Source organism: Hydrogenophaga sp. PML113 (genome assembly GCF_001777155.1).
Classification (GTDB): domain Bacteria; phylum Pseudomonadota; class Gammaproteobacteria; order Burkholderiales; family Burkholderiaceae_C; genus Hydrogenophaga; species Hydrogenophaga borbori.
The window spans coordinates 96,428-117,192 of the sequence record NZ_MIYM01000004.1 but is presented as its reverse complement, the minus strand read 5'-3'; the positions used below and the strand labels follow the sequence as shown (position 1 = coordinate 117,192).

Sequence of the window (20,765 nt, the reverse complement as noted above, 5' to 3'; positions counted from 1 at the left end):
CCCATGAGCAGCAGCACCCGGACGACGGCCCCCACCGGCCGCGTCCTCACCATCTGGACACCCGAAGACAAGGCCTTCTGGGAACGCGAAGGCGAAGCCATCGCCAAGATCAACCTGTGGATCAGCGTGCCCGCGCTGTTCCTGGCCTTCGCCATCTGGCAGGTCTGGAGCGTGGTCGCCGTCAGCCTGCCGGCGCTGGGCTTCAACTACTCGACCGACCAGCTGTTCTGGCTGGCGGCGGCGCCGGCCCTGTCGGGCGCCACGCTGCGCATCTTCTATTCCTTCATGGTGCCCATCTTCGGCGGGCGCCGCTGGACGGCCATCTCCACCGCCCTGCTGCTGATCCCCGCGATCGGCATCGGCGTCGCGGTGCAGGACAACACCACGCCCTACGCCACCATGCTGGTGCTGGCCCTGCTGTGCGGCTTCGGCGGCGGCAACTTCAGTTCCAGCATGGCCAACATCAGCTTCTTCTTTCCCAAGGAGCGCAAGGGCTCGGCATTGGGCGTGAACGCCGGCCTGGGCAACCTGGGCGTGTCGGTGGTGCAGTTCCTCAGCCCGCTGGTGGTGACGGCGGGCATCTTCGGCATCTTCGGCGGCGAGGCCCAAACCATCGTGAAGAACAACGCCACGGTGCAGGTCTGGACGCAGAACGCGGCCTTCATCTGGGTGCCCTGGATCGCGCTGGCCTCGCTGGCGGCCTGGTTCGGCATGAACGACATCGCCGATGCCAAGGCCTCCTTTGCCGCGCAGGCCGCGATCTTCCGGCGCAAGCACAACTGGCTGATGTGCGTGCTCTACCTGGGCACCTTCGGCTCCTTCATCGGCTATGCCGCCGGCTTCCCGCTGCTGATCAAGAGCCAGTTCCCCGGCGTCAACCCGCTGGCCTACGCCTGGCTCGGCCCGCTGGTGGGCGCCCTGGTGCGGCCGTTCGGCGGCTGGCTGGCCGACAAGCTGGGTGGCGCGCGCGTGAGCTTCTGGAACTTCGTGGTGATGGCCCTGGCCGTGGGCGGGGTGCTGCTGTTCCTGCCCAAGCAGGGCGCCGGTGGCCACTTCGCGGGCTTCTTCCTCATGTTCCTGGTGCTCTTCCTCACCACCGGCATCGGCAACGGCTCCACCTTCCGCATGATCCCGGTGATCTTCCTGAACCAGGCGCTCAAGGGCGTGGACCCGCGCGATGCAGAGGCTGTGGCGCGCGCCACGCGCGAAGGCAATACCGAGGGCGCGGCCGCGCTGGGCTTCACCGCCGCCATGGCCGCCTACGGCGGCTTCTTCATCCCCAAGAGCTACGGCACCTCGATCACCCTCACCGGCGGACCCGAGGCCGCGCTCTACCTGTTCATCGTCTTCTATCTGCTGTGCATCGCGATCACCTGGTGGCAGTACAGCCGCCGCAACGCGCCCATGCCCTGCTGATGCCCCGGGAACCAAGGAGTCCGACATGAGCCATTTCCTCGACCGCCTGATGCATTTCAAGCTGCCGCGCGAGCCCTTCGCCGGCGGGCATGGGCAGGTCACCAACGAAGACCGCACCTGGGAGGACGCCTACCGCAACCGCTGGGCGCACGACAAGATCGTGCGCAGCACGCACGGCGTGAACTGCACCGGCAGCTGTTCCTGGAAGATCTACGTCAAGGGCGGCATCGTCACCTGGGAGACGCAGCAGACCGACTACCCGCGCACGCGCTGGGACATGCCCAACCACGAGCCTCGCGGCTGCGCGCGCGGGGCCTCCTACTCCTGGTACCTCTACAGCGCCAACCGCGTGAAGTACCCCATGGTGCGCGGGCGGCTGCTGCAGCGCTGGCGCGCCGCGCTGGCGGTGGCCAAGGACCCGGTGGCCGCCTGGGCCTCCATCGTCGAGAACCCCGAGGCGCGGCGCGATTACCAGCAGGTGCGCGGCATGGGTGGTTTCGTGCGCAGCAGCTGGGACGAGGTGAACCAGCTCGTGGCCGCGGCCAACGTCTACACCATCCGGCGGCACGGGCCCGACCGCATCATCGGTTTCTCGCCCATCCCGGCCATGAGCATGGTCAGCTACGCCGCGGGCTCGCGCTACCTCTCGCTCATCGGCGGCGTGTGCATGAGCTTCTACGACTGGTACTGCGACCTGCCGCCGGCGAGCCCGCAGGTCTGGGGCGAACAGACCGACGTGCCCGAATCGGCCGACTGGTACAACAGCTCGTACATCATCGCCTGGGGCTCCAACGTGCCGCAGACGCGCACGCCCGACGCGCACTTCTTCACCGAGGTGCGCTACAAGGGCGCCAAGACGGTGGCCGTCACTCCCGACTACTCCGAGGTCGCCAAGCTCGCCGACCTGTGGCTGCACCCCAAGCAGGGCACGGACGCGGCGCTGGCCATGGCCATGGGCCACGTGGTGCTCAAGCGCTTCTACTTTCCCGAGAACGGCCCCCGATCGAGCTACTTCGACCACTACGCGCGCCGCTACACCGACCTGCCCATGCTGGTGGTGCTCAAGGACAAGACCCTGCCCGACGGCCGCGTGGTGCAGGTGCCCGACCGCTACCTGCGCGCCAGCGACTTCAACGGGCGCCTGGGCCAGAAGAACCACCCGGAATGGAAGACCGTGGCCTTCGATGCCGATGGCCGCGCCGTGCTGCCGCAGGGCAGCATCGGCTTTCGCTGGGGCCCCGAGGGCCGGGACGACGCCGGCCGCTGGAACCTGGAGAACAAGGAGGCGCGCCATGGCGCCGAGGTCCGCCTGAAACTCTCGGTGCTGGAAGACAGCGAGCAGGCGCATGAGGTGGTTGACGTGGGCTTTCCCTACTTCGGCGGCCAGGCCTCGCCGCATTTCGCGGGCAATGACTCGGCCGGGGCGGTGAACCTGGCGCGCGTGCCCGCGGTGCGCCTGCGCCTGGGCAAGGCCGGTGAAGAGCGCCACGCGCTCGTGGCCACCGTGTTCGATCTGCAGGTCGCGCAGTACGGCATCGACAGGGGCCTGGGCAGCGGCGCAGCGTCGTTCGACGAGGACGCGCCCTACACGCCGGCCTGGCAGGAGCGCATCACCGGCGTGCCGCGCGAGCAGGTGATCACCGTGGCCACGCAGTTCGCCGACAACGCCGACAAGACCCAGGGCAAGTCCATGGTCATCATCGGCGCGGCCATGAACCACTGGTACCACGCCGACATGAACTACCGCGGCGTGATCAACCTGCTCATGATGTGCGGCTGCATCGGCCAGAGCGGGGGCGGCTGGGCGCATTACGTGGGCCAGGAGAAGCTGCGCCCGCAGACCGGTTGGACCGCGCTGGCCTTCGCGCTCGACTGGATCCGCCCGCCGCGCCAGCAGAACAGCACCAGCTTCTTCTACGCCCACACCGACCAGTGGCGCTACGAAAAACTCGACCTCGGGGAGATCGTGAGTCCCCTCGCCGATAAGGCCGCCTGGGGCGGCAGCATGATCGACTACAACGTGCGCGCCGAACGCATGGGCTGGCTGCCCAGCGCGCCGCAGCTCAAGACCAACCCCCTGCAGGTGGTGGCCGACGCCACCGCCGCGGGAATGGACCCCAAGGACTACGTCGTCAAGGCGCTCAAGGACGGCACGCTGGAGATGAGCTGCGAGGACCCGGACGCGCCGCAGAACTGGCCGCGTTGCCTCTTCGTGTGGCGCTCCAACCTGCTGGGCTCCAGCGGCAAGGGCCACGAGTACTTCTGCCGCCACCTGCTGGGCACGCAGCACGGCGTGCAGGGCGCCGACCTGGGCCCGGACGACGCGAAGCCCACCGAGGTGCGCTGGCACGACACCGCCCCCGAGGGCAAGCTCGACCTGCTGGTCACGCTCGACTTCCGCATGAGCACCACCTGCCTGTACAGCGACGTCGTGCTGCCCACCGCGAGCTGGTACGAGAAGAACGACCTCAACACCAGCGACATGCACCCCTTCATCCACCCGCTGTCGGCCGCGGTGGACCCGGTGTGGCAAAGCCGCAGCGACTGGGAGATCTACAAGGGCTTCGCCAAAGCCTTCAGCGAGGTCTGCGTGGGCCACCTCGGCGTGGAGAAGGAGGTGGTGCTCACGCCGCTGATGCACGACAGCCCAGCCGAGCTGGCCCAGCCCTTCGAGGTGAAAGAGTGGAAGAAGGGCGAGTGCGATCTCGTTCCCGGCAAGACCGCGCCGCAGATCGCCGTGGTCGAGCGCGACTACCCCAACGTGTTCAAGCGCTTCACCGCGCTGGGGCCGCTCATGAACCAGCTGGGCAATGGCGGCAAGGGGATCGGCTGGAAAACCGAGCAGGAGGTCACGCAGCTCGGCCAGCTCAACGGCTCCACCAACGAGCCGGGGGCCACGCACGGCCTGCCGCGCATCGTCAGCGACATCGACGCCTGCGAGGTGATCCTTCAGCTCGCGCCCGAGACCAACGGCCACGTGGCCGTCAAGGCCTGGGAGGCGCTGGGCAAGGCCACCGGGCGGGATCACCGGCACCTGGCGCTGTACCGCGAGGACGAGAAGATCCGTTTCCGCGACATCCAGGCGCAGCCGCGCAAGATCATCAGCTCGCCGACCTGGAGCGGCATCGAGAGCGAGACCGTGTCCTACAACGCGGGCTACACCAACGTTCACGAACTGATCCCCTGGCGCACGCTCACCGGGCGCCAGCAGTTCTACCAGGACCACCCCTGGATGATCGCCTTCGGCGAGGGCTTCAGCAGCTACCGCCCGCCAGTGGACCTCAAGACCACCGACGCGGTGCAGGGCCGCCAGCCCAACGGCCACACCGAGATCGTGCTGAACTTCATCACGCCGCACCAGAAGTGGGGCATCCACAGCACCTACAGCGACAACCTGATCATGCTCACGCTCAACCGCGGGGGCACGGTGATCTGGCTCAGCGAGACCGACGCGCAACGCGCCGGCATCGTGGACAACGACTGGGTCGAGCTGTTCAACGTGAATGGCGCGGTGGCCGCGCGCGCGGTGGTCAGCCAGCGCGTCAACCCCGGCATGGTGATGATGTACCACTCGCAGGAGAAGATCATCAACACGCCGGGCTCGGAGATCACCGGCGTGCGCGGCGGCATCCACAACTCGGTCACGCGCATCGTGCTCAAGCCCACGCACATGATCGGTGGTTACGCGCAGTTGAGCTACGGCTTCAACTACTACGGCACCATCGGCACCAACCGCGACGAGTTCGTGGTGGTGCGCAAGATGCGCCGGGTGGACTGGCTCGACACGCCGCGCGACGATCACCTGGCCCGCGCCTATCAGGCCCAGGGCGAGAACCCCTGAACGCGGCGGGAGCACCACATGGCTTTGCCCCACGCCGCCGCCGCCGAGGTGATCGCCGCCGGCCCTCTGGGCCCGGCGCTCGCCGCGTCCTCGTCGCGCACCCTGGTGCGCGACCGTGGCCTGCAGATCTTCCGGCTGGTGCTCACGGCCGGCCAGGTGCTCGCGCCGCATCGCGTGCGCGACCGCATGGTCATCCAGTGCCTGGAAGGCCGCCTCGAGTTCGATGCCATGGGTCGCCGGCTCGTGCTGGGCGCGGGCGACCTGTGCCACATACCTCCCGACGAAGAGCACGCCGTGCGCGCCATCGAGGCCTGCTCGGCCCTGGTGACGCTGTTCGGCGTCGACACCCACGAATCCCCCGCCCCAGGAGAACAAGCATGAAAGTGCGCGCACAGATCGGCATGGTGCTGAACCTGGACAAGTGCATCGGCTGCCACACCTGCTCCGTCACTTGCAAGAACGTCTGGACCACGCGGCCCGGCGTCGAGTACGCCTGGTTCAACAACGTGGAGACCAAGCCCGGCATCGGCTACCCCAAGGAATGGGAGAACCAGGACCGCTGGAAGGGCGGCTGGGTGCGCCGCGCCGACGGCGGCCTCGAGCCGCGCCAGGGCGGCCGGTGGTCGCTGCTGATGAAGATCTTCGCCAACCCGAACCTGCCGCAGATCGACGACTACTACGAGCCCTACACCTTCGACTACGACCACCTGCAGTCCGCGCCCGAGATGCGGCACGCGCCGACGGCGCGGCCGCGCTCGCTCATCACCGGCCAGCGCATGGAGAAGATCGAGTGGGGCCCCAACTGGGAAGAGATCCTCGGCGGCGAGTTCGCCAAGCGCAGCAAGGACCCCAACTTCGACGGCTTCCTCGACGCGCAGAAGGCCATGGTGGGCGAGTTCGAGAACACCTTCATGATGTACCTGCCGCGCCTGTGCGAGCACTGCCTGAATCCCGCCTGTGTCGCCTCTTGCCCCTCGGGCTCGATCTACAAGCGCGAGGAAGACGGCATCGTGCTGATCGACCAGGACAAGTGCCGCGGCTGGCGCATGTGCGTGAGCGGCTGCCCGTACAAGAAGATTTACTACAACTGGAAGAGCGGCAAGGCCGAGAAGTGCACCTTCTGCTATCCGCGCATCGAGGCCGGCCAGCCCACGGTGTGCAGCGAGACCTGCGTGGGCCGCATCCGCTACCTCGGCGTTCTGCTTTACGACGCCGACCGCATCGCCGAAGCGGCCAGCGCCGAGCAGGAGATCGATCTCTACCGCTCGCAGCTCGACATCTTTCTCGACCCGAACGACCCGGCCGTGATCGAGCAGGCGCGCGCCGACGGCATTCCCGAGGCCTGGCTGGAGGCGGCGCGCCACAGCCCGGTGTACCAGATGGCCGTGCGCTGGCAGGTGGCCCTGCCGCTGCACCCCGAGTACCGCACCCTGCCCATGGTCTGGTACGTGCCGCCGCTGTCGCCCATCACGGCCGCCGCCAACGCGGGCCAGCTGGGCATCAACGGGGAGATCCCCGACGTCTCGCAGCTGCGCATTCCCCTCAAGTACCTGGCCAACCTGCTCACGGCCGGCGACACGCAACCCGTGGCGCGCGCGCTCGAGCGGCTGCTGGCCCTGCGCGCCTACCAGCGCAGCAAGCACGTGGAGGGGGTGCTCAACCAGAGCGTGCTCGACCAGGTGAGTCTCACAGTGGCGCAGGTGGAGGCCATGTACCGCGTGATGGCCATCGCCAACTACGAGGACCGTTTCGTCATCCCCAGCACGCACCGCGAGTACGCGGAGAACGCCTTCAACGTCAAGGGCGGCTGCGGCTTCAGCTTCGGCAACGGCTGCAGCGAGGGCGTGACCGAGACCAGCCTGTTCGGCAGCGAGAAGCGCCGCACGATTCCCATCCAGGCGGAGATCTGACATGAAGAACCCTTTCGCGCCCGCACCCGCGGCCCCGCGCACCTTGCGCGTTCTGGCCCGCTTGCTGAGTTACCCCGACGAGGCCTTGCGCGCCCACGCCGCCGACATGGCCCAGGCGCTGGCCGGCGAGGGCGCGCTCGCCGTGGCGCGCCGCGGCGAGCTTGAGCTGCTGCTGGCGCGCCTGGCGCGCCGCCCCGCGCTGGCGGTGGAGGCCGAATTCGTGGAGCTGTTCGACCGTGGCCGCAGCACCTCGCTGCACCTGTTCGAACACGTGCACGGCGATTCGCGCGACCGCGGACCGGCCATGATCGATCTGATCCGCACCTACGAGCAGGCCGGCCTGCTGCTGCGCGAGGACGAGCTGCCCGACCACCTGAGCGTATTGCTCGAGTACGCGTCCACCCAGCCGCCGGCGCAGGCGCGCGAGCTGCTGGCCGAGACGGCCCATATCCTGCGCGCCCTCTTCAGCGCCTTGCTCAAGAAAGGCAGCCCCTACGCCAGCGTGCTGGCCGCCGTGCTCGAGCTCGCGGGCGAGCGCGCCGAGCCGGTGGCCGTGCCCGAGGACGAGCCGCTCGACCAGACCTGGGAAGAGCCGCCGGTCTTCGACGGCTGCTCCACCGCCGGCCAGGCCCGCCCCGGCGCGGCGCAAGCCGTTCGTTTCGTGCGGTCCGCCACCCAAGGAGTGCAGCCGTGAACACCTTGCACAACATCCTGTTCAGCGTCTATCCCTACATCTGCCTGTCGGTTTTTCTCATGGGCAGCCTGGCGCGCTTCGACCGCGACCAGTACACGTGGAAGAGCGATTCCTCGCAACTGCTGCGCGCCGGGCAGCTGCGCTGGGGCAGCAACCTCTTCCACGCCGGCATCCTGTTCCTGTTCTTTGGCCACGCCGTGGGCCTGCTCACGCCGCACTGGGTCTACGAACCCTTCATCTCGCCGGCGCACAAGCAGATGCTGGCGGTGGTGGCCGGCGGCGTGGCTGGCGCGGTCTGCTTCGTGGGACTCACGCTGCTGCTGCACCGGCGCATCTTCGATCCGCGCATCCGCCTCACCAGCCACCGCACCGACCTGTTCATCCTGGTCATCCTGTGGGTTCAGCTGGTGCTGGGCTTGATCACGCTGCCGTTCTCCCTCGGCCACAGCGACGGCAGCGTGATGCTGGTGCTGTCCGACTGGGCGCAGCGCATCGTCACCTTGCGCCCCGACGCGAGCGGCCTGCTGAACCTGGCCTGGCCCTACAAGGTGCACCTGGTGCTCGGCATGACCATCTTCCTGCTGTTCCCGTTCTCGCGCCTGGTGCACGTGTGGAGCGGCTTCGCCACCGTGGCCTACCTGCTGCGTCCCTACCAGGTGGTGCGCAGCCGGCGCCTCGGATTGCCTACCCGACAGGAGCGCTGAGCCATGACCGGACACGAACCCAGCGGCTGCGGCAGCGGACACTGCGGCTGCGCCGCGAACGCCGGCGCCCCGGCGGCGGCCAGCACCGAAACCCCCAGCGTCAACGGCGTCCGGCTGGTCGGCCCGGGCGAACGCCTGGCGCCCGACGAGTTGCGCGAGCGCGCCCACACCGAGCTGCTGCGCCAGGCCGCGGTGCGGCGGGGCCGTCTGCCCGCGCAGGATGTGCACACTGCGCCGCCACTCAACGCGGACCAGCGCGCCGCCATCGAAGCCATGCTCGACGATGAGGTGACGGTCCCTGTGCCCGACGCCGAGTCCTGCCGGCGCCACTACGAGGCGCACCGCCAACGCTACCTGGTGGGCCAGGCCCGCCACGTGCGCCACATCCTGTTCGCCGTCACGCCGGGGGTGGACGTGCACCGCCTGGCCCAGCGCGCCGAGGCCGCGCTGCTGGAACTCACGCGCAAGGACGCCGAGCCCGGCCGGTTCGAGGCCCTCGCGCGCGAGCTGTCCAACTGCCCGAGCGGTGCCCAGGGTGGCGACCTGGGCTGGATCGCCCCCGAGGATTGCGCGCCCGAGCTGGCCAACGAGCTCTTTCACCTGCGCGACAGCGCCTGGGGCATGGGCGTGCACCCGCGCCTGGTGCACTCGCGCCATGGCCTGCACATCGTCGAGGTGCTGGGTCGGCGCAATGGCACGCTGCCGCCCTTCGAGGCCATCGCCGATCGCATCGCCGACGAGTTGGCGCTGCAGGCGCGCGCCGTGGCCTGGCGCCAGTACATGCAGATCCTGGTGGGCGAGGCGACGCTGCGTGGCATCGCGCTCGACGGCGCGGGCTCGCCGCTGGTGCAATGAGCGCCCGGGCCGGCGCGGCGGCGGGGCCCGGGTGGCTGCCGATCGGGCCGACGTGCGCCGCGCCGTGGAAGCGGGTACCCTGCGGCTTCACGCAGCCATGGGGCGTGTGCCCACGCCCGAGGACACCCACACCATGAACAGAGAACCCGCCGCGCGCGAGCTGTTGCCCCAGCTGGACCCCCAGCCCATCAGCGAAGAGGTGCTGCGCGAAAAATACCTCAAGGATGGCGAAAGCACGCGCGAGCAGCTGTTCGCCCGCGTGGCGCGCGCCCTGGCCAGCGTGGAAGCGCCCGAGCTGCGCGCCGGGTTCGAGGCGCGCTTCCTGGCGCACCTGCGCCAAGGCGGCATCGGCGCCGGGCGCATCATGAGCGCGGCCGGCACCGAGCTGCAGGCCACGCTCATCAACTGCTTCGTGCAGCCGGTGGGCGACTCCATCCAGGGCCGCGACGAGGCCGGCTACCCGGGCATCTACGAGGCGCTGCGCGAATCCGCCGAGACCATGCGCCGCGGTGGCGGCGTGGGCTACGACTTCTCGCGCATCCGCCCGCGCGGCGCGCGCGTGAAGGTCACGGCCTCGGTCGCCTCCGGGCCGTGCAGCTACATCAACGTCTTCGACCAGTCCTGCGCCACGGTGGAAAGCGCGGGCGCGCGGCGCGGCGCGCAGATGGGGGTGCTGCGCATCGACCACCCCGACGTGCGCGAATTCATCACCGCCAAGCGCACGCCCGGGCGCTGGAACAACTTCAACGTCTCGGTGGCCGTGCCCGACGCCTTCATGGACGCGGTGCTGGCCGACGCGCCCTGGGACCTGGTGCACCGCGCGCAGCCCGGCCCCGACCAGCTCGCCCGCGGCGCACGCCAGCGCGACGACGGCCTGTGGGTCTATGAGACCGTGCGCGCCCGCGAGCTGTGGGACGTGATCATGCGCTCCGCCTACGACTTCGCCGAGCCCGGCATCCTGTTCATCGATGCCATCGGGCGCGACAACAACCTGCGCGCGATCGAGAACATCGAGGCGACCAACCCGTGCGTGACGGCCGATACCTGGGTCATGACCGAAGACGGGCCGCGCACCGTGGGCGAGCTCGTGGGCAGGGACTTTCATGCCCTGGTCGATGGCCGCAGCTACGCGGTGAGCGGTGCGGGTTTCTTCGCCACCGGGCGCAAGCCCGTGTGGCGCCTGCGCACGCGCGAGGGCCATGCGCTGCGCCTGACCGCTGACCACCGCGTGCGCCGTGTGGCGCGCCGCACGCGCTACGGCATGGCGCTGGACTGGACCGAGGCGGCCCAGCTCCAGACCGGCGACGAGATCGTGCTCCACAACCACCGCGCCTGGCGGGGTTGGGCCGGTGCCGGCACGCGCGAAGAAGGCTACCTGCTGGGCCTGTTGATCGGCGACGGCACGCTCAAGGCCGACAAGGCCACCCTGTCGGTCTGGGCGCCCGAGCTGCGCGTCGTCGGGCAGGACACCCTGTCCTTCGCGGCCACAGGTGCCGCTGGCATCGTTCAGGCGGCCGAGGCCGCCGCGGCCACGCTCGCCCACCGGGCCGATTTCGGCGGATTCCAGCGGCCCATCGCTGGCCGGGGCGAAGCGCGCCTGTCCAGCGTTCCCCTGCGCGACCTGGCCTTTTCGCTGGGCATGGCCCCGGGCCAGAAATCCATCACGGCGGCCATGGAGCGGCGCTCCTCCGATTTCAGCGAAGGTCTGCTCGGCGGCCTGTTCGACGCGGACGGCAGCGTGCTCGGCTCACAGGACAAGGGGGTGAGCGTGCGCCTGTCACAAAGCAGCGAGACGCTGCTGCAGGCGGTTCAGCGCATGCTGCTGCGCCTGGGCATGGCCTCCACGGTGTACCGCGAGCGGCGGCCTGCCGGCCTGCGCCGCCTGCCGGACGGCCGCGGCGGCGCGGCCGAGTACGCCACGGCGGCACAACATGAGCTGGTGATCAGCGGCGACAACCTGCTGGTGTTTGCCGAGCGCATCGGCTTTCGGGACACCGACAAGGCGGCCCGTCTGGAGCAGGCGCTGGGCGCCTATCGGCGCACGCCCAACCGCGAACGCTTCGTGGCCACGGTCGAATCGCTCCAGGCGGATGGCGAGGAGGTGGTATACGACGCGACGGTGGACGACGTGCACGCCTTCGACGCCAACGGGCTGGTGGTGCACAACTGCGGTGAGCAGCCCCTGCCGCCCTACGGCTGCTGCGACCTTGGCCCCGTCATCCTCACGGGCTTCGTGCGCCACCCCTTCGGCGTGGGTGGCGACCCGGTCTTCGACTTCGATGCCTTCGAGCGCACCGTGGCCCTGCAGGTGCGCGCGCTGGACAACGTGCTCGACCTCACCTATTGGCCACTGCCTGAGCAACGCGCCGAGGCGCAGGCCAAGCGGCGCATCGGCGTGGGCTTCACCGGCCTGGGCGACGCGCTCATCCTGCTCAAGCTGCGCTACGACAGCGAGCCCGGCGTGGCCATGGCCGCGCGCATCGCCGAGCGCATGCGCGACGCGGCCTACCGCGCCTCGGTGGAGCTGGCCAAGGAGAAGGGAGCCTTTCCCAAGCTGGACGTGAACAGCTACCTGGCCAGCGGCACCTTCGCCAGCCGCCTGCCGGCCGATATCCAGCAGGGCATCCGCGCGCACGGCATCCGCAACAGCCACCTGCTGTCCATTGCACCCACCGGCACGGTGAGCCTGGCCTTTGCCGACAACGCCTCCAACGGCATCGAGCCCGCCTTCTCCTGGACCTACACGCGCAAGAAGCGCGAGGCCGACGGCGGCACGCGCGAGCACGAGGTCAGCGACCACGCCTGGCGCCTGTGGCGCGCGCTCGGGGGCGAGACGCAGGCCTTGCCGCCGTACTTCGTGTCGGCGCTGGAGATGGGCGTGGATGGTCACCTGGGCATGATGGCCGCGGTCCAGCCCTTCATCGACACCTCGATCTCGAAGACCGTCAACGTCCCCGCGGACTACCCCTTCGATGACTTCAAGGACCTGTACCTCAAGGCCTGGAGCGGCGGCTTGAAGGGCCTGGCCACCTACCGGCCCAACGACATCCTGGGCGCCGTGCTGTCCGTGCCGGGCGCGGTCGAGGCCGAGGCGTCCGTGGCGCCGTCGCCCGGCGACCCCATGCGCAGCGTGATCGAGCAGCGCCCGCTGGGCGCGCTCGACGCCGTGGCCGAGAAGATCGAGTACTGGACGCAGGAGGGCCACCACACCACCTACATCGTGGTGTCCTTCCTGCCCGTGCCGGCGGCCGAGGGGCCGGGCACGCAGTCGCGCGCCATCGAGTTTTTCATGCCGGTGGGCCAGCGCGCCGAGTCGCAGCAGTGGATCACCGCCAGCATGCGGCTGCTGTCGCTGGCCGCGCGCGGCGGCTTCCTGGAGCGCGCGCTGCGCGACATGCGCAAGGTGGCCTGGGACCGCGGCCCCGTGCGCCTGGGCACGCGCACACGCGAGGACGGCGCGGTGATCCCCATGTGGCACGACTCCGAGGTGGCGGCGCTGGCCTTCGCGGTGCAGAACATCCTGGAGCGCCGCCGGGGCGTCGTGGGCGCGGCGTCCGTCGCCACGCCCGCCGCCGCGCCCTCGGCGGTGGCGCTGTCGGTGCCGGGCCAGATGGCCGGCCGCAAGTGCCCCGAGTGCGGCGCCCACGCCATGATCCGCAAGGACGGCTGCGACCACTGCACGGCCTGCGGCTACGTGGGCTCCTGTGGCTGAGCGCGACCCGCGCGCGCATGGCCTGTGGGCGGCCTCGGCACCGCCCGCGCCCGAGGCACCGCCCCTGCTGGGGCACCGCTCGGTGGACGTGGCCATCGTCGGCGCCGGCTACACCGGTTTGTCGGCCGCGCTGCACCTGGCCGAGGGCGGGGCTTCGGCGCTGGTGCTGGAGGCCATGGACATCGGCCACGGCGGATCGGGCCGCAACGTGGGCCTGGTGAATGCGGGCCTGTGGGTCATGCCCAAGGCGCTGCCCGAGCGCCTGGGCCCCGTGTACGGCCCGCGCCTGCTGCAGCGCCTGGGCGAAGGGCCTTCGGTGGTGTTCGATCTGATCGCGCGCCACGGCATCGCCTGCGAGGCGTTGCGCCAGGGCACGCTGCACTGCGCGGTGGGGGCTTCGGGCTGGCGCGAACTGGGCGAACGCGCGCGCCAGTGGGGGGCGCTCGGGGCACCGGTGGAGCTGCTGGACGCACCCGCCGCCGCGCGGCTCACCGGCACCCACGCCTACCGCGGCGCCTTGCTCGACCGGCGCGCCGGCACCCTGCAGCCCCTGGCCTACGCGCGCGGCCTGGCGCGCGCCGCGCTCGCGGCCGGCGCCTCGCTGCACACGCGCTCGCCGCTGGCCTCGCTGCGGGACGAGGGCGCGCGCTGGTGCTTGAGCACCGCGCAGGGCGCCACGGTGCACGCGCGCTGGGTGCTGGTGGCCAGCAACGCCTACAGCGCACCCGATGGTCCCTGGCCCGCGCTCGACGGCGAGCTGGTGCGCTTCCCGTACTTCAACCTAGCGACGCGTCCGCTGGGCGAGCGCGAACGCGCCGCCATCCTGCCGCAGCGCCAGGGCGCCTGGGACACGGCCATGGTGCTCTCCTCGTTCCGGCTGGACGCCGCGGGGCGGCTGGTCTTCGGCAGCGTGGGCGCCCTGCGCGGCGCGGGCCGCGCCATCCACACCGGCTGGGGCCGGCGCGCGCTCGCGCGCCTCTTCCCGGCCTTGCGCGGTGCCGAGGTGGAGCACGAGTGGTACGGCCAGATCGGCATGACGGGCGACGCGCTGCCGCGTCTGCACCGCCTCGCGCGCGACACCTGGTCCTTCAGCGGCTACAACGGCCGGGGCATCGCGCCGGGCACGGTGTTCGGCCGCGAATTCGCGCGCCTGGTGCTGGGGCAGCTGGGCGAGGCCGACATGGCCCTGCCCGTGACGCCGCCACGCGCCGCGCCGCTGCGCGCCGCGCGCGAGGCCTTCTACGAATTCGGCGCGCGCGCCGCGCACCTGGCGCGGGCGCGCTGGTGAATCGGGCTCAGTGCGCTTCCGCCGTTTTCGCGGCGTTGATGGCGGCGCGGACGTCGCCGTTCGTGCCGTTGAAGAACAGGTTGAGCACCACCGCGGCCACCGCCGTCAGCAGGATGCCCGACTCGAGCAGGGGGTGCAGGCCATGGGCCATCTGCTGCGACCAGCGCGGCGCCACCAGGGGGATCAGGCCGAAGCCGATGGACAGCGCGACGATGTAGAGGTTGTTGCGGTTGCCCTGGTAGTCCACCGTCGACAGGATGCGGATGCCCGAGGCCGCCACCATGCCGAACATCACCAGGCCCGCGCCGCCCAGCACGAAGGTCGGGATGGACTCGACGAAGGCCGCCATCTTGGGCAGCAGGCCCAGCACCACCATGATGGCGCCACCCGCCACGCAGACCCAGCGGCTGCGGATGCCGGTCACGCCCACCAGGCCGACGTTCTGGCTGAAGCTGGTGTAGGGGAAGGTGTTGAAGAGGCCGCCGATCAGTGTGCCCAGGCCGTCGGTGCGCAGGCCGGCCGCCAGGTCCTTCTGGTCGATCTTCTTGCCCGTCATGTCCGACAGGGCCAGGAACATGCCCGTCGATTCGATCATCACGACGATCATGACCAGGGCCATGGTCAGGATCATCACGGCGTCGAAGGTCGGCATGCCGAAGGCGAGGGGCGTGACCACCGCGAACCAGTCGGCCTTGGCCACCTTGTCGAAGTTCATCGCGCCCATGGACGCCGCGATCGCGCAGCCCGCGACGATGCCCAGCAGCACCGAGATGTTGGCGATGAATCCCCGGGTGTACTTCACCAGCAGGAGGATCACCAGCAGCACGGCCGCGGCGACGGCCATGTGGCTCAGCGAGCCATAGTTCGGGTTGTTCACCATCGGGATCGGCCCCGGCAGAACGAGGGCGGGCGCGCTCGCGCCGCTGGCCACCGCCGCGGCCTGGACCGCCTTGGCGCCGTCGACCATGGCCACGAGCTTGGGCACGTCCACGCTTTGCGCCAGGGGCGCCGGGCCGCCCATGGCCCAGCCCACGCCCACGCGCATCAGGCTGATGCCGATGATGGCGATGATGGTGCCGGTCACGACGGGCGGGAAGAAGCGCAGCAGCTTGCTCACCATCGGCGCGATGAGCATCGAGATGACACCGGCGCCGATGATGGCGCCGAAGATCGCGCGGGCGCCGTCCACGCCCGGCATGGCGTTGGCGAAGGCCACCATGGGCCCGACCGCGGCGAAGGTCACGCCCATCATCACGGGCAGCTTGATGCCGAACCAGCGCGTCACGCCCAGGCTCTGGATCAGCGTGACCAGGCCGCAGACGAAGAGGTCGGCGGAAATCAGCATGGCGACCTGCTCGGGCGAGAGCTTGAGCGCCCGGCCCACGATCAGCGGGACCGCCACCGCGCCGGCGTACATCACCAGCACGTGCTGCAGGCCGAGCGCGGCCGTCTGGCCGACGGGGAGTTTTTCGTCCACGGGGTGGACAGCGGGGGTGGACATGGGGTCGTCTCCTCAAGCCTCAGCGGTGGCGAGCGTCCTGGCGGAACGGATCCAAGGGGGAAGGCGGCCAGGGCTGACCGGTTCTTCCCCCCACCACAGCGGGCTCTGTGAGGAGCAAGGGTCGCGATCCCCGTCAAGGGAACCCGCGGCGACCGAATGGCAAAAAGTGTATACAGTTCTGTGTGCCATTCACCTTCGGATAAACCCGTGTCAGGCCGATGGGACGGGGTCGCCGGCCGTCCGACCGATCTCGACCCCCGACAGCCGTTCGAGTGCGCGGACCAGGCCGGAATGGTCCCAGGCCGCGCCGCCCTGCGCCACGCAGGCGCTGAAGAGCTGCTGGGCGGTGGCCGTGCCCGGCAGCGCCAGCCCGAGCGAGCGGGCGGCGCCCAGCGCCAGGTTCAGGTCCTTCTGGTGCAGGGCGATGCGAAAACCGGGCTCGACGTTGCGCTGGACCATGCGATCGCCCAGGACCTCCAGGACGCGCGAGGTGGCCAGGCCGCCCAGCAGCGCCTCCCTCACCTTTGCCGGGTCCGCGCCGGCGCGCGCCGCGAACAGCAGGCCCTCGGCCACGGCCTGGATGGTGAGCGCCACGACGATCTGGTTGGCCACCTTGCAGGTTTGCCCATCGCCGCTGCCGCCCACGCGCGTGATGTTCTGGCCCATGGCCTGGAGCACCGGCTTCAGGCGCTCGAAGACCTCGGGCTTGCCGCCGCACATGATGGACAGGGTGGCGCGGCGGGCGCCCACCTCGCCGCCGGACACGGGCGCGTCCAGGTAGTCGCAGCCCAGCGCCTCGATGCGCCGGGCGAAGGCCTGGGTGTCCACGGGCGAGATGGAGGACATGTCGACCACCACCTTGCCCGGCGTCAGGCCTTCGGCGAGGCCGTCCGGGCCGAACAGCACCGAGGCCACGTCCGGCGTGTCAGGCAGCATGGTGATGACGATGTCGGCCCGCTCGGCCACGCCGCGCGCGTGGGTGCATTGCGTGGCCCGGCTGTCCGCGATCTCGGCCGGCACCTTGCCGCGCGCGAACACATAGAGGGCGTGGCCGGCGCTCAGCAGGTGGCCGGCCATGGGGCGGCCCATGACGCCGAGGCCGATGAAGCCGATTTTCAAGGGGGGTGTGCTCATTCGTGGTCTTTCAGGTGGTGGGTGCGGATGCCGTCAGGCGGTCGAGCCAGCCCAGGCCCGCTTCGGTGCGGCCGGCGGGCTTGTATTCGCAGCCGATCCATCCGGCGTAGCCGAGGCGGTCGAGGAGGGCGAACAGGAAGGGGTAGTTGATTTCGCCGGTGCCCGGTTCGTGGCGGCCCGGGTTGTCGGCGAGCTGGATGTGGGCGATGCGCGGCAGCCGCTTCTCCAGCGTGGCCGCGAGCTCGCCTTCCATGCGCTGCATGTGGTAGATGTCGTACTGCAGAAAGGCGTTGTCGGCGCCCAGCTCGTCGAGCAGGTCCAGCGTCTGGTCGCTGCGGCTCAGGTAGAAGCCCGGTATGTCGTGGCTGTTGATCGGTTCGAGCAGCAGCTTGAGGCCCGCCCGGCGCAGCCGCTCGGCGGCGAAGCCCAGGTTCGTGAGCAGGTTGCCGCGCAACCTCGCCGGGTCCGCGCCCGCCGCGACCTGGCCCACCAGGCAGTTCAGCTGCCGCACGCCCAGGGCCTGGGCGTAGTCGATCGCCAGGTCCACGCCGGCGCGGAACTCGTCGCCGCGCCCGGGCAGGCAGGCGATGCCGCGTTCGCCGGCCGCCCAGTCGCCGGCGGGCAGGTTGTGCAGCACGAGCCGCAGCCCGTTGTCGTCCAGGCGGCGGCGGATCTCCTGCGGCGCGTGGTCGTAGGGAAAGAGGAACTCCACGGCCTCGAAGCCCGCGTCGCGCGCCAGCGCGAAGCGGTCGAGGAAGGGCACCTCGTCGAAGAGCATGGTCAGGTTGGCCGCGAACCGGGGCATGTCGGGTCTTTCCTTGGGGTGGTGGGGAGGGCGGCTCAGTCGGACCAGGTGGCGGCGATCGCCGTCGGCGAGTCGGCGCGGTCCTGCGCGAGCGCTTCGAACTCGCTCACGTTGTCGATCTCGGTGCCCATCGCGATGTTGGTCACGCGCTCGAGGATCACCTCGACCACGACGGGCACCTCGAACTCCGCCATCCAGGCCTCGGCCTGCGCGATGGCGGGCGCGATCTCGTCGGGCCGGTGCACGCGGATTGCCTTGCAGCCCAGGCCTTCCACCACCTTCACGTGGTCGACACCGTAGCCGCGGGCCACTTCGCCGGCGGGCATGTTGACGTTGTCGAAGGCCAGCTGCACGCAGTAGTCCATGCCGAAGCCGCGCTGCGCCTGGCGGATCAGGCCGAGGTAGCTGTTGTTGACGACGATGTGCAGGTAGGGCAGCTTGAACTGCGCGCCCACGGCCAGCTCTTCGATCATGAACTGGAAGTCGTAGTCGCCCGAGAGCGCGACGAGCTTGCGCTGGGGGTCGGCCGCGCGCACGCCGAGCGCGGCCGGCACGGTCCAGCCCAGCGGTCCGGCCTGGCCGCAGTTGATCCAGCGGCGCGGCCCGTAGACGTGCAGGAACTGCGCGGCGGCGATCTGCGACAGGCCGATGGTGGAGACGTAGGTCACGTCCTGGCCAAACGCCCGGTTCATGCACTGGTAGACGCGTTGCGGCTTCAGGGGCACGTCGTCGAAGTGGGTCTTGCGCAGGTACTGGGGATCGGCCTTGCGGCTGTGGCATTGCGCCGCCCAGGCGCCGCGCTCGCGCAGCCGGCCGCCGGCGCGCCGCTCCTCGGCCACCTGGATGAGCAGTTCCAGCGCGGCGCGGGCGTCGGAGACGATGCCGTAGTCGGGCGCGAACACGCGCCCGATCTGCGTGGGCTCGATGTCGATGTGGATGAACTGGCGGCCCTTGCAATACACCTCGGGGCTGCCGGTGTGGCGGTTGGCCCAGCGGTTGCCGATGCCGATCACGAAGTCGCTGGCCAGCAGGTTGGCGTTGCCGTAGCGGTGGCTGGTCTGCAGGCCGCACATGCCGGCCATCAGCGGGTGGTCGTCGGGTATCGCGCCCCAGGCCATCAGCGTGGGGATCACCGGAATGCCCGAGAGTTCGGCGAAGCGCACCAGCAGGTCCGAGGCTTCGGCGTTGATGACGCCGCCGCCGGCCACGATCAGCGGCCGCTGTGCAGCGTCCAGCATGTCGAGCGCCTTCTCGATCTGGCGGCGCGTGGCGGTGGGCTTGTACACGGGCAGGGGCTCGTAGGTGTCGATGTCGAACTCGATCTCCGCCATCTGCACGTCCAGGGGCAGGTCGATCAGCACCGGGCCGGGGCGGCCCGAGCGCATCAGGTGGAAGGCCTGCTGGAAGGCGCGCGGCACCTGGGCCGGCTCCATCACGGTGGTGGCCCATTTGGTGAGCGGCTTGGCGATGGCGGCGATGTCCACCGCCTGGAAGTCTTCCTTGTGCAGCCGGGCGCGCGGCGCCTGCCCGGTGATGCAGAGGATGGGGATGGAGTCGGCCTGGGCCGAGTACAGGCCGGTGAGCATGTCGGTGCCGGCCGGCCCCGAGGTGCCGATGCACACGCCGATGTTGCCGGCCCTGGCGCGGGTGTAGCCCTCGGCCATGTGCGAGGCGCCCTCGACGTGGCGGGCCAGCACGTGGGCGATGGTCTGTCGCTCGTGCAGCTGCGCGTACAGCGGGTTGATGGCGGCCCCCGGCACGCCGAAGGCCTGGGTCACGCCTTCCTTCTCCAGCACCAGCACCGCGGCCATCGCGGCCTTCATCTTCGCCATATCCGGCTCCTTGGTTGGGACGGACGCGATGGTGGTGCGGCGCGGGCCGGCTGGGAATTCCAGCCAGGGGATATGTCTTATTCCGGGTGGGAATGCGGCCCTTGGCGTGTATACATTTCGGTATGGACAAAGTTGCAGGCATGCAGATCTTCGTGCGCGTCGTCGAGACCGGCAGCTTCAGCAAGGCGGCGGCGGCGCTGGGCACCACCCAGCCCACCGCCACCAAGGCCGTGGCCGAGGCCGAGGGGCGCCTGGGTGTTCGGCTGCTGCACCGAAGCACGCGCGGCGTCACGCCGACCGAGGCGGGCAGCCTCTACTACGAGCGCTGCAAGCTGATCACGCGCGACGTGGAAGAGGCAGAGAACATTGCCGCGCTGCTGCAGAAGGCGGCGACGGGCACGCTGCGCATCAGCGCCTCGGTGGCCTTCGGGCGGCGCGTGATGGCGCCGCTGGTGCTGCGCTACATGCGCGAGCAGCCGATGCTGCAGATCGACCTCAGCTTCGATGACCGCTACGTCAACCTCGTGGAGCAGGGGGTGGACCTGGCGGTCCGCATGGGCCGCCTCGCGGATTCCACGCTCGGAGCGAGCTACCTGGGCACCAATCCCTGGATGCTGGGCGCCGCCCCGGCCTACCTGTCGCGGCGCGGCCGGCCGCGCTCGCCGGGCGAGCTTGCCGCGCACGACTGCCTCATCTACAGCAGCGTGCAGGGCGATGCGCGCTGGCTGTTCCACGGCGCCTCGGGAGAGGACGAGTCCGTGCCCGTCAAGGGGCCGCTGCGCTCGAACAACCTGAGCGCGGTACTGGCCGCGTGCGAGGCGGGCTTCGGGCTCGCGGTCCTGCCGTGGTACGTGGCGCGCGATTCGGTGGCGGCGGGCCGTGTGGTTCCGCTGCTGGAGGGCCACGCCCTGCCGTCGCAGGAGATGCACGCCGTGTTTCCTTCGCCCAAGCTCGTGCCGCAGAAGGTCAAGTCCTTCATCGCCTGGCTTCAGGCGCAGCTCCAGGACGGCTGGTGGCAACGCGCGCCCTGAGGCCCGCTTGACCCGTCGCCCGTCCGCCCCACCGCCCCACCG

At 70.2% G+C, this 20,765-nt stretch carries 14 protein-coding genes; 10 read left to right on the top strand and 4 right to left on the bottom strand.

Annotation, left to right across the window (positions count from 1 at the left end; translation table 11 throughout):
* Positions 1 to 3 precede the first annotated feature (3 nt).
* The 9 genes from BHU06_RS08985 (at position 4) to BHU06_RS08945 (ending at position 14,420) form a co-directional block, all read left to right on the top strand.
* Positions 4 to 1,416 (top strand): NarK family nitrate/nitrite MFS transporter, encoded by a 1,413-nt coding sequence (locus BHU06_RS08985; protein WP_070398843.1) that lies wholly within the window; start codon positions 4 to 6, stop codon positions 1,414 to 1,416.
* Between the two features lie 25 nt (positions 1,417 to 1,441).
* Positions 1,442 to 5,257, top strand: a complete 3,816-nt coding sequence (locus BHU06_RS08980; RefSeq protein WP_070398842.1) for a nitrate reductase subunit alpha — start codon at positions 1,442 to 1,444, stop codon at positions 5,255 to 5,257.
* Positions 5,258 to 5,275: 18 nt separating this feature from the next.
* Entirely contained in the window at positions 5,276 to 5,638 is a 363-nt protein-coding gene (locus BHU06_RS08975) for a cupin domain-containing protein (RefSeq protein WP_070398841.1), read from the top strand.
* Entirely contained in the window at positions 5,635 to 7,167 is a 1,533-nt protein-coding gene (gene narH / locus BHU06_RS08970; protein WP_070398840.1) for a nitrate reductase subunit beta, read from the top strand. The genes BHU06_RS08975 and narH overlap by 4 nt, the downstream gene beginning before the upstream one ends.
* Position 7,168: 1 nt before the next feature.
* A complete protein-coding gene (gene narJ / locus BHU06_RS08965; protein WP_070398839.1) occupies positions 7,169 to 7,861 on the top strand; it encodes a nitrate reductase molybdenum cofactor assembly chaperone in 693 nt (230 codons plus the stop codon).
* Positions 7,858 to 8,565, top strand: coding sequence for a respiratory nitrate reductase subunit gamma (gene narI / locus BHU06_RS08960; protein ID WP_070398838.1), 708 nt, complete (start codon positions 7,858 to 7,860; stop codon positions 8,563 to 8,565). Before narJ ends, narI begins: the two co-directional genes overlap by 4 nt.
* 3 nt (positions 8,566 to 8,568) lie before the next feature.
* A complete protein-coding gene (locus tag BHU06_RS08955) occupies positions 8,569 to 9,420 on the top strand; it encodes a peptidylprolyl isomerase (RefSeq protein WP_083293132.1) in 852 nt (283 codons plus the stop codon).
* Positions 9,421 to 9,553: 133 nt separating this feature from the next.
* Entirely contained in the window at positions 9,554 to 13,132 is a 3,579-nt protein-coding gene (locus BHU06_RS08950) for an LAGLIDADG family homing endonuclease (protein ID WP_070399204.1), read from the top strand.
* Positions 13,125 to 14,420, top strand: a complete 1,296-nt coding sequence (locus BHU06_RS08945; RefSeq protein ID WP_070398837.1) for an FAD-binding oxidoreductase — start codon at positions 13,125 to 13,127, stop codon at positions 14,418 to 14,420. Before BHU06_RS08950 ends, BHU06_RS08945 begins: the two co-directional genes overlap by 8 nt.
* 7 nt (positions 14,421 to 14,427) lie before the next feature.
* Here BHU06_RS08945 and BHU06_RS08940 read toward each other — a convergent pair whose 3' ends face one another.
* From BHU06_RS08940 to gcl, 4 genes are all read right to left on the bottom strand, one after another.
* Positions 14,428 to 15,921: a nucleobase:cation symporter-2 family protein gene (locus tag BHU06_RS08940; protein WP_070398836.1), complete on the bottom strand. Its 1,494-nt coding sequence runs from the start codon at positions 15,919 to 15,921 to the stop codon at positions 14,428 to 14,430.
* 210 nt (positions 15,922 to 16,131) lie between these two features.
* On the bottom strand, positions 16,132 to 17,055 hold the full coding sequence (locus BHU06_RS08935; protein WP_070398835.1) for a 2-hydroxy-3-oxopropionate reductase: 924 nt from the start codon (positions 17,053 to 17,055) through the stop codon (positions 16,132 to 16,134).
* A 10-nt stretch (positions 17,056 to 17,065) separates the two neighbouring features.
* Positions 17,066 to 17,860, bottom strand: a complete 795-nt coding sequence (gene hyi, locus BHU06_RS08930) for a hydroxypyruvate isomerase (RefSeq protein ID WP_070398834.1) — start codon at positions 17,858 to 17,860, stop codon at positions 17,066 to 17,068.
* A gap of 35 nt (positions 17,861 to 17,895) precedes the next feature.
* Positions 17,896 to 19,692: a glyoxylate carboligase gene (gene gcl / locus BHU06_RS08925; RefSeq protein WP_070398833.1), complete on the bottom strand. Its 1,797-nt coding sequence runs from the start codon at positions 19,690 to 19,692 to the stop codon at positions 17,896 to 17,898.
* 122 nt (positions 19,693 to 19,814) lie between these two features.
* On the opposite strand from gcl, the gene BHU06_RS08920 reads away from it, so the two are divergent.
* The gene (locus tag BHU06_RS08920; protein WP_070398832.1) at positions 19,815 to 20,723 is read left to right on the top strand and encodes a LysR family transcriptional regulator; all 909 of its coding nucleotides are present in this window, start codon (positions 19,815 to 19,817) and stop codon (positions 20,721 to 20,723) included.
* Positions 20,724 to 20,765: the final 42 nt, after the last annotated feature.

Coding starts and splice junctions, on each gene's coding strand:
- BHU06_RS08985 (WP_070398843.1), top strand. CDS start 4: ATGAGCAGCAGCACCCGGACGACGGCCCCCACCGGCCGCGTCCTCACC.
- BHU06_RS08920 (WP_070398832.1), top strand. CDS start 19,815: ATGGACAAAGTTGCAGGCATGCAGATCTTCGTGCGCGTCGTCGAGACC.
- hyi (WP_070398834.1), bottom strand. CDS start 17,860: ATGCCCCGGTTCGCGGCCAACCTGACCATGCTCTTCGACGAGGTGCCC.
- BHU06_RS08955 (WP_083293132.1), top strand. CDS start 8,569: ATGACCGGACACGAACCCAGCGGCTGCGGCAGCGGACACTGCGGCTGC.
- gcl (WP_070398833.1), bottom strand. CDS start 19,692: ATGGCGAAGATGAAGGCCGCGATGGCCGCGGTGCTGGTGCTGGAGAAG.
- BHU06_RS08950 (WP_070399204.1), top strand. CDS start 9,554: ATGAACAGAGAACCCGCCGCGCGCGAGCTGTTGCCCCAGCTGGACCCC.
- BHU06_RS08940 (WP_070398836.1), bottom strand. CDS start 15,921: ATGTCCACCCCCGCTGTCCACCCCGTGGACGAAAAACTCCCCGTCGGC.
- BHU06_RS08980 (WP_070398842.1), top strand. CDS start 1,442: ATGAGCCATTTCCTCGACCGCCTGATGCATTTCAAGCTGCCGCGCGAG.
- narH (WP_070398840.1), top strand. CDS start 5,635: ATGAAAGTGCGCGCACAGATCGGCATGGTGCTGAACCTGGACAAGTGC.
- BHU06_RS08935 (WP_070398835.1), bottom strand. CDS start 17,055: ATGAGCACACCCCCCTTGAAAATCGGCTTCATCGGCCTCGGCGTCATG.
- narJ (WP_070398839.1), top strand. CDS start 7,169: ATGAAGAACCCTTTCGCGCCCGCACCCGCGGCCCCGCGCACCTTGCGC.
- BHU06_RS08975 (WP_070398841.1), top strand. CDS start 5,276: ATGGCTTTGCCCCACGCCGCCGCCGCCGAGGTGATCGCCGCCGGCCCT.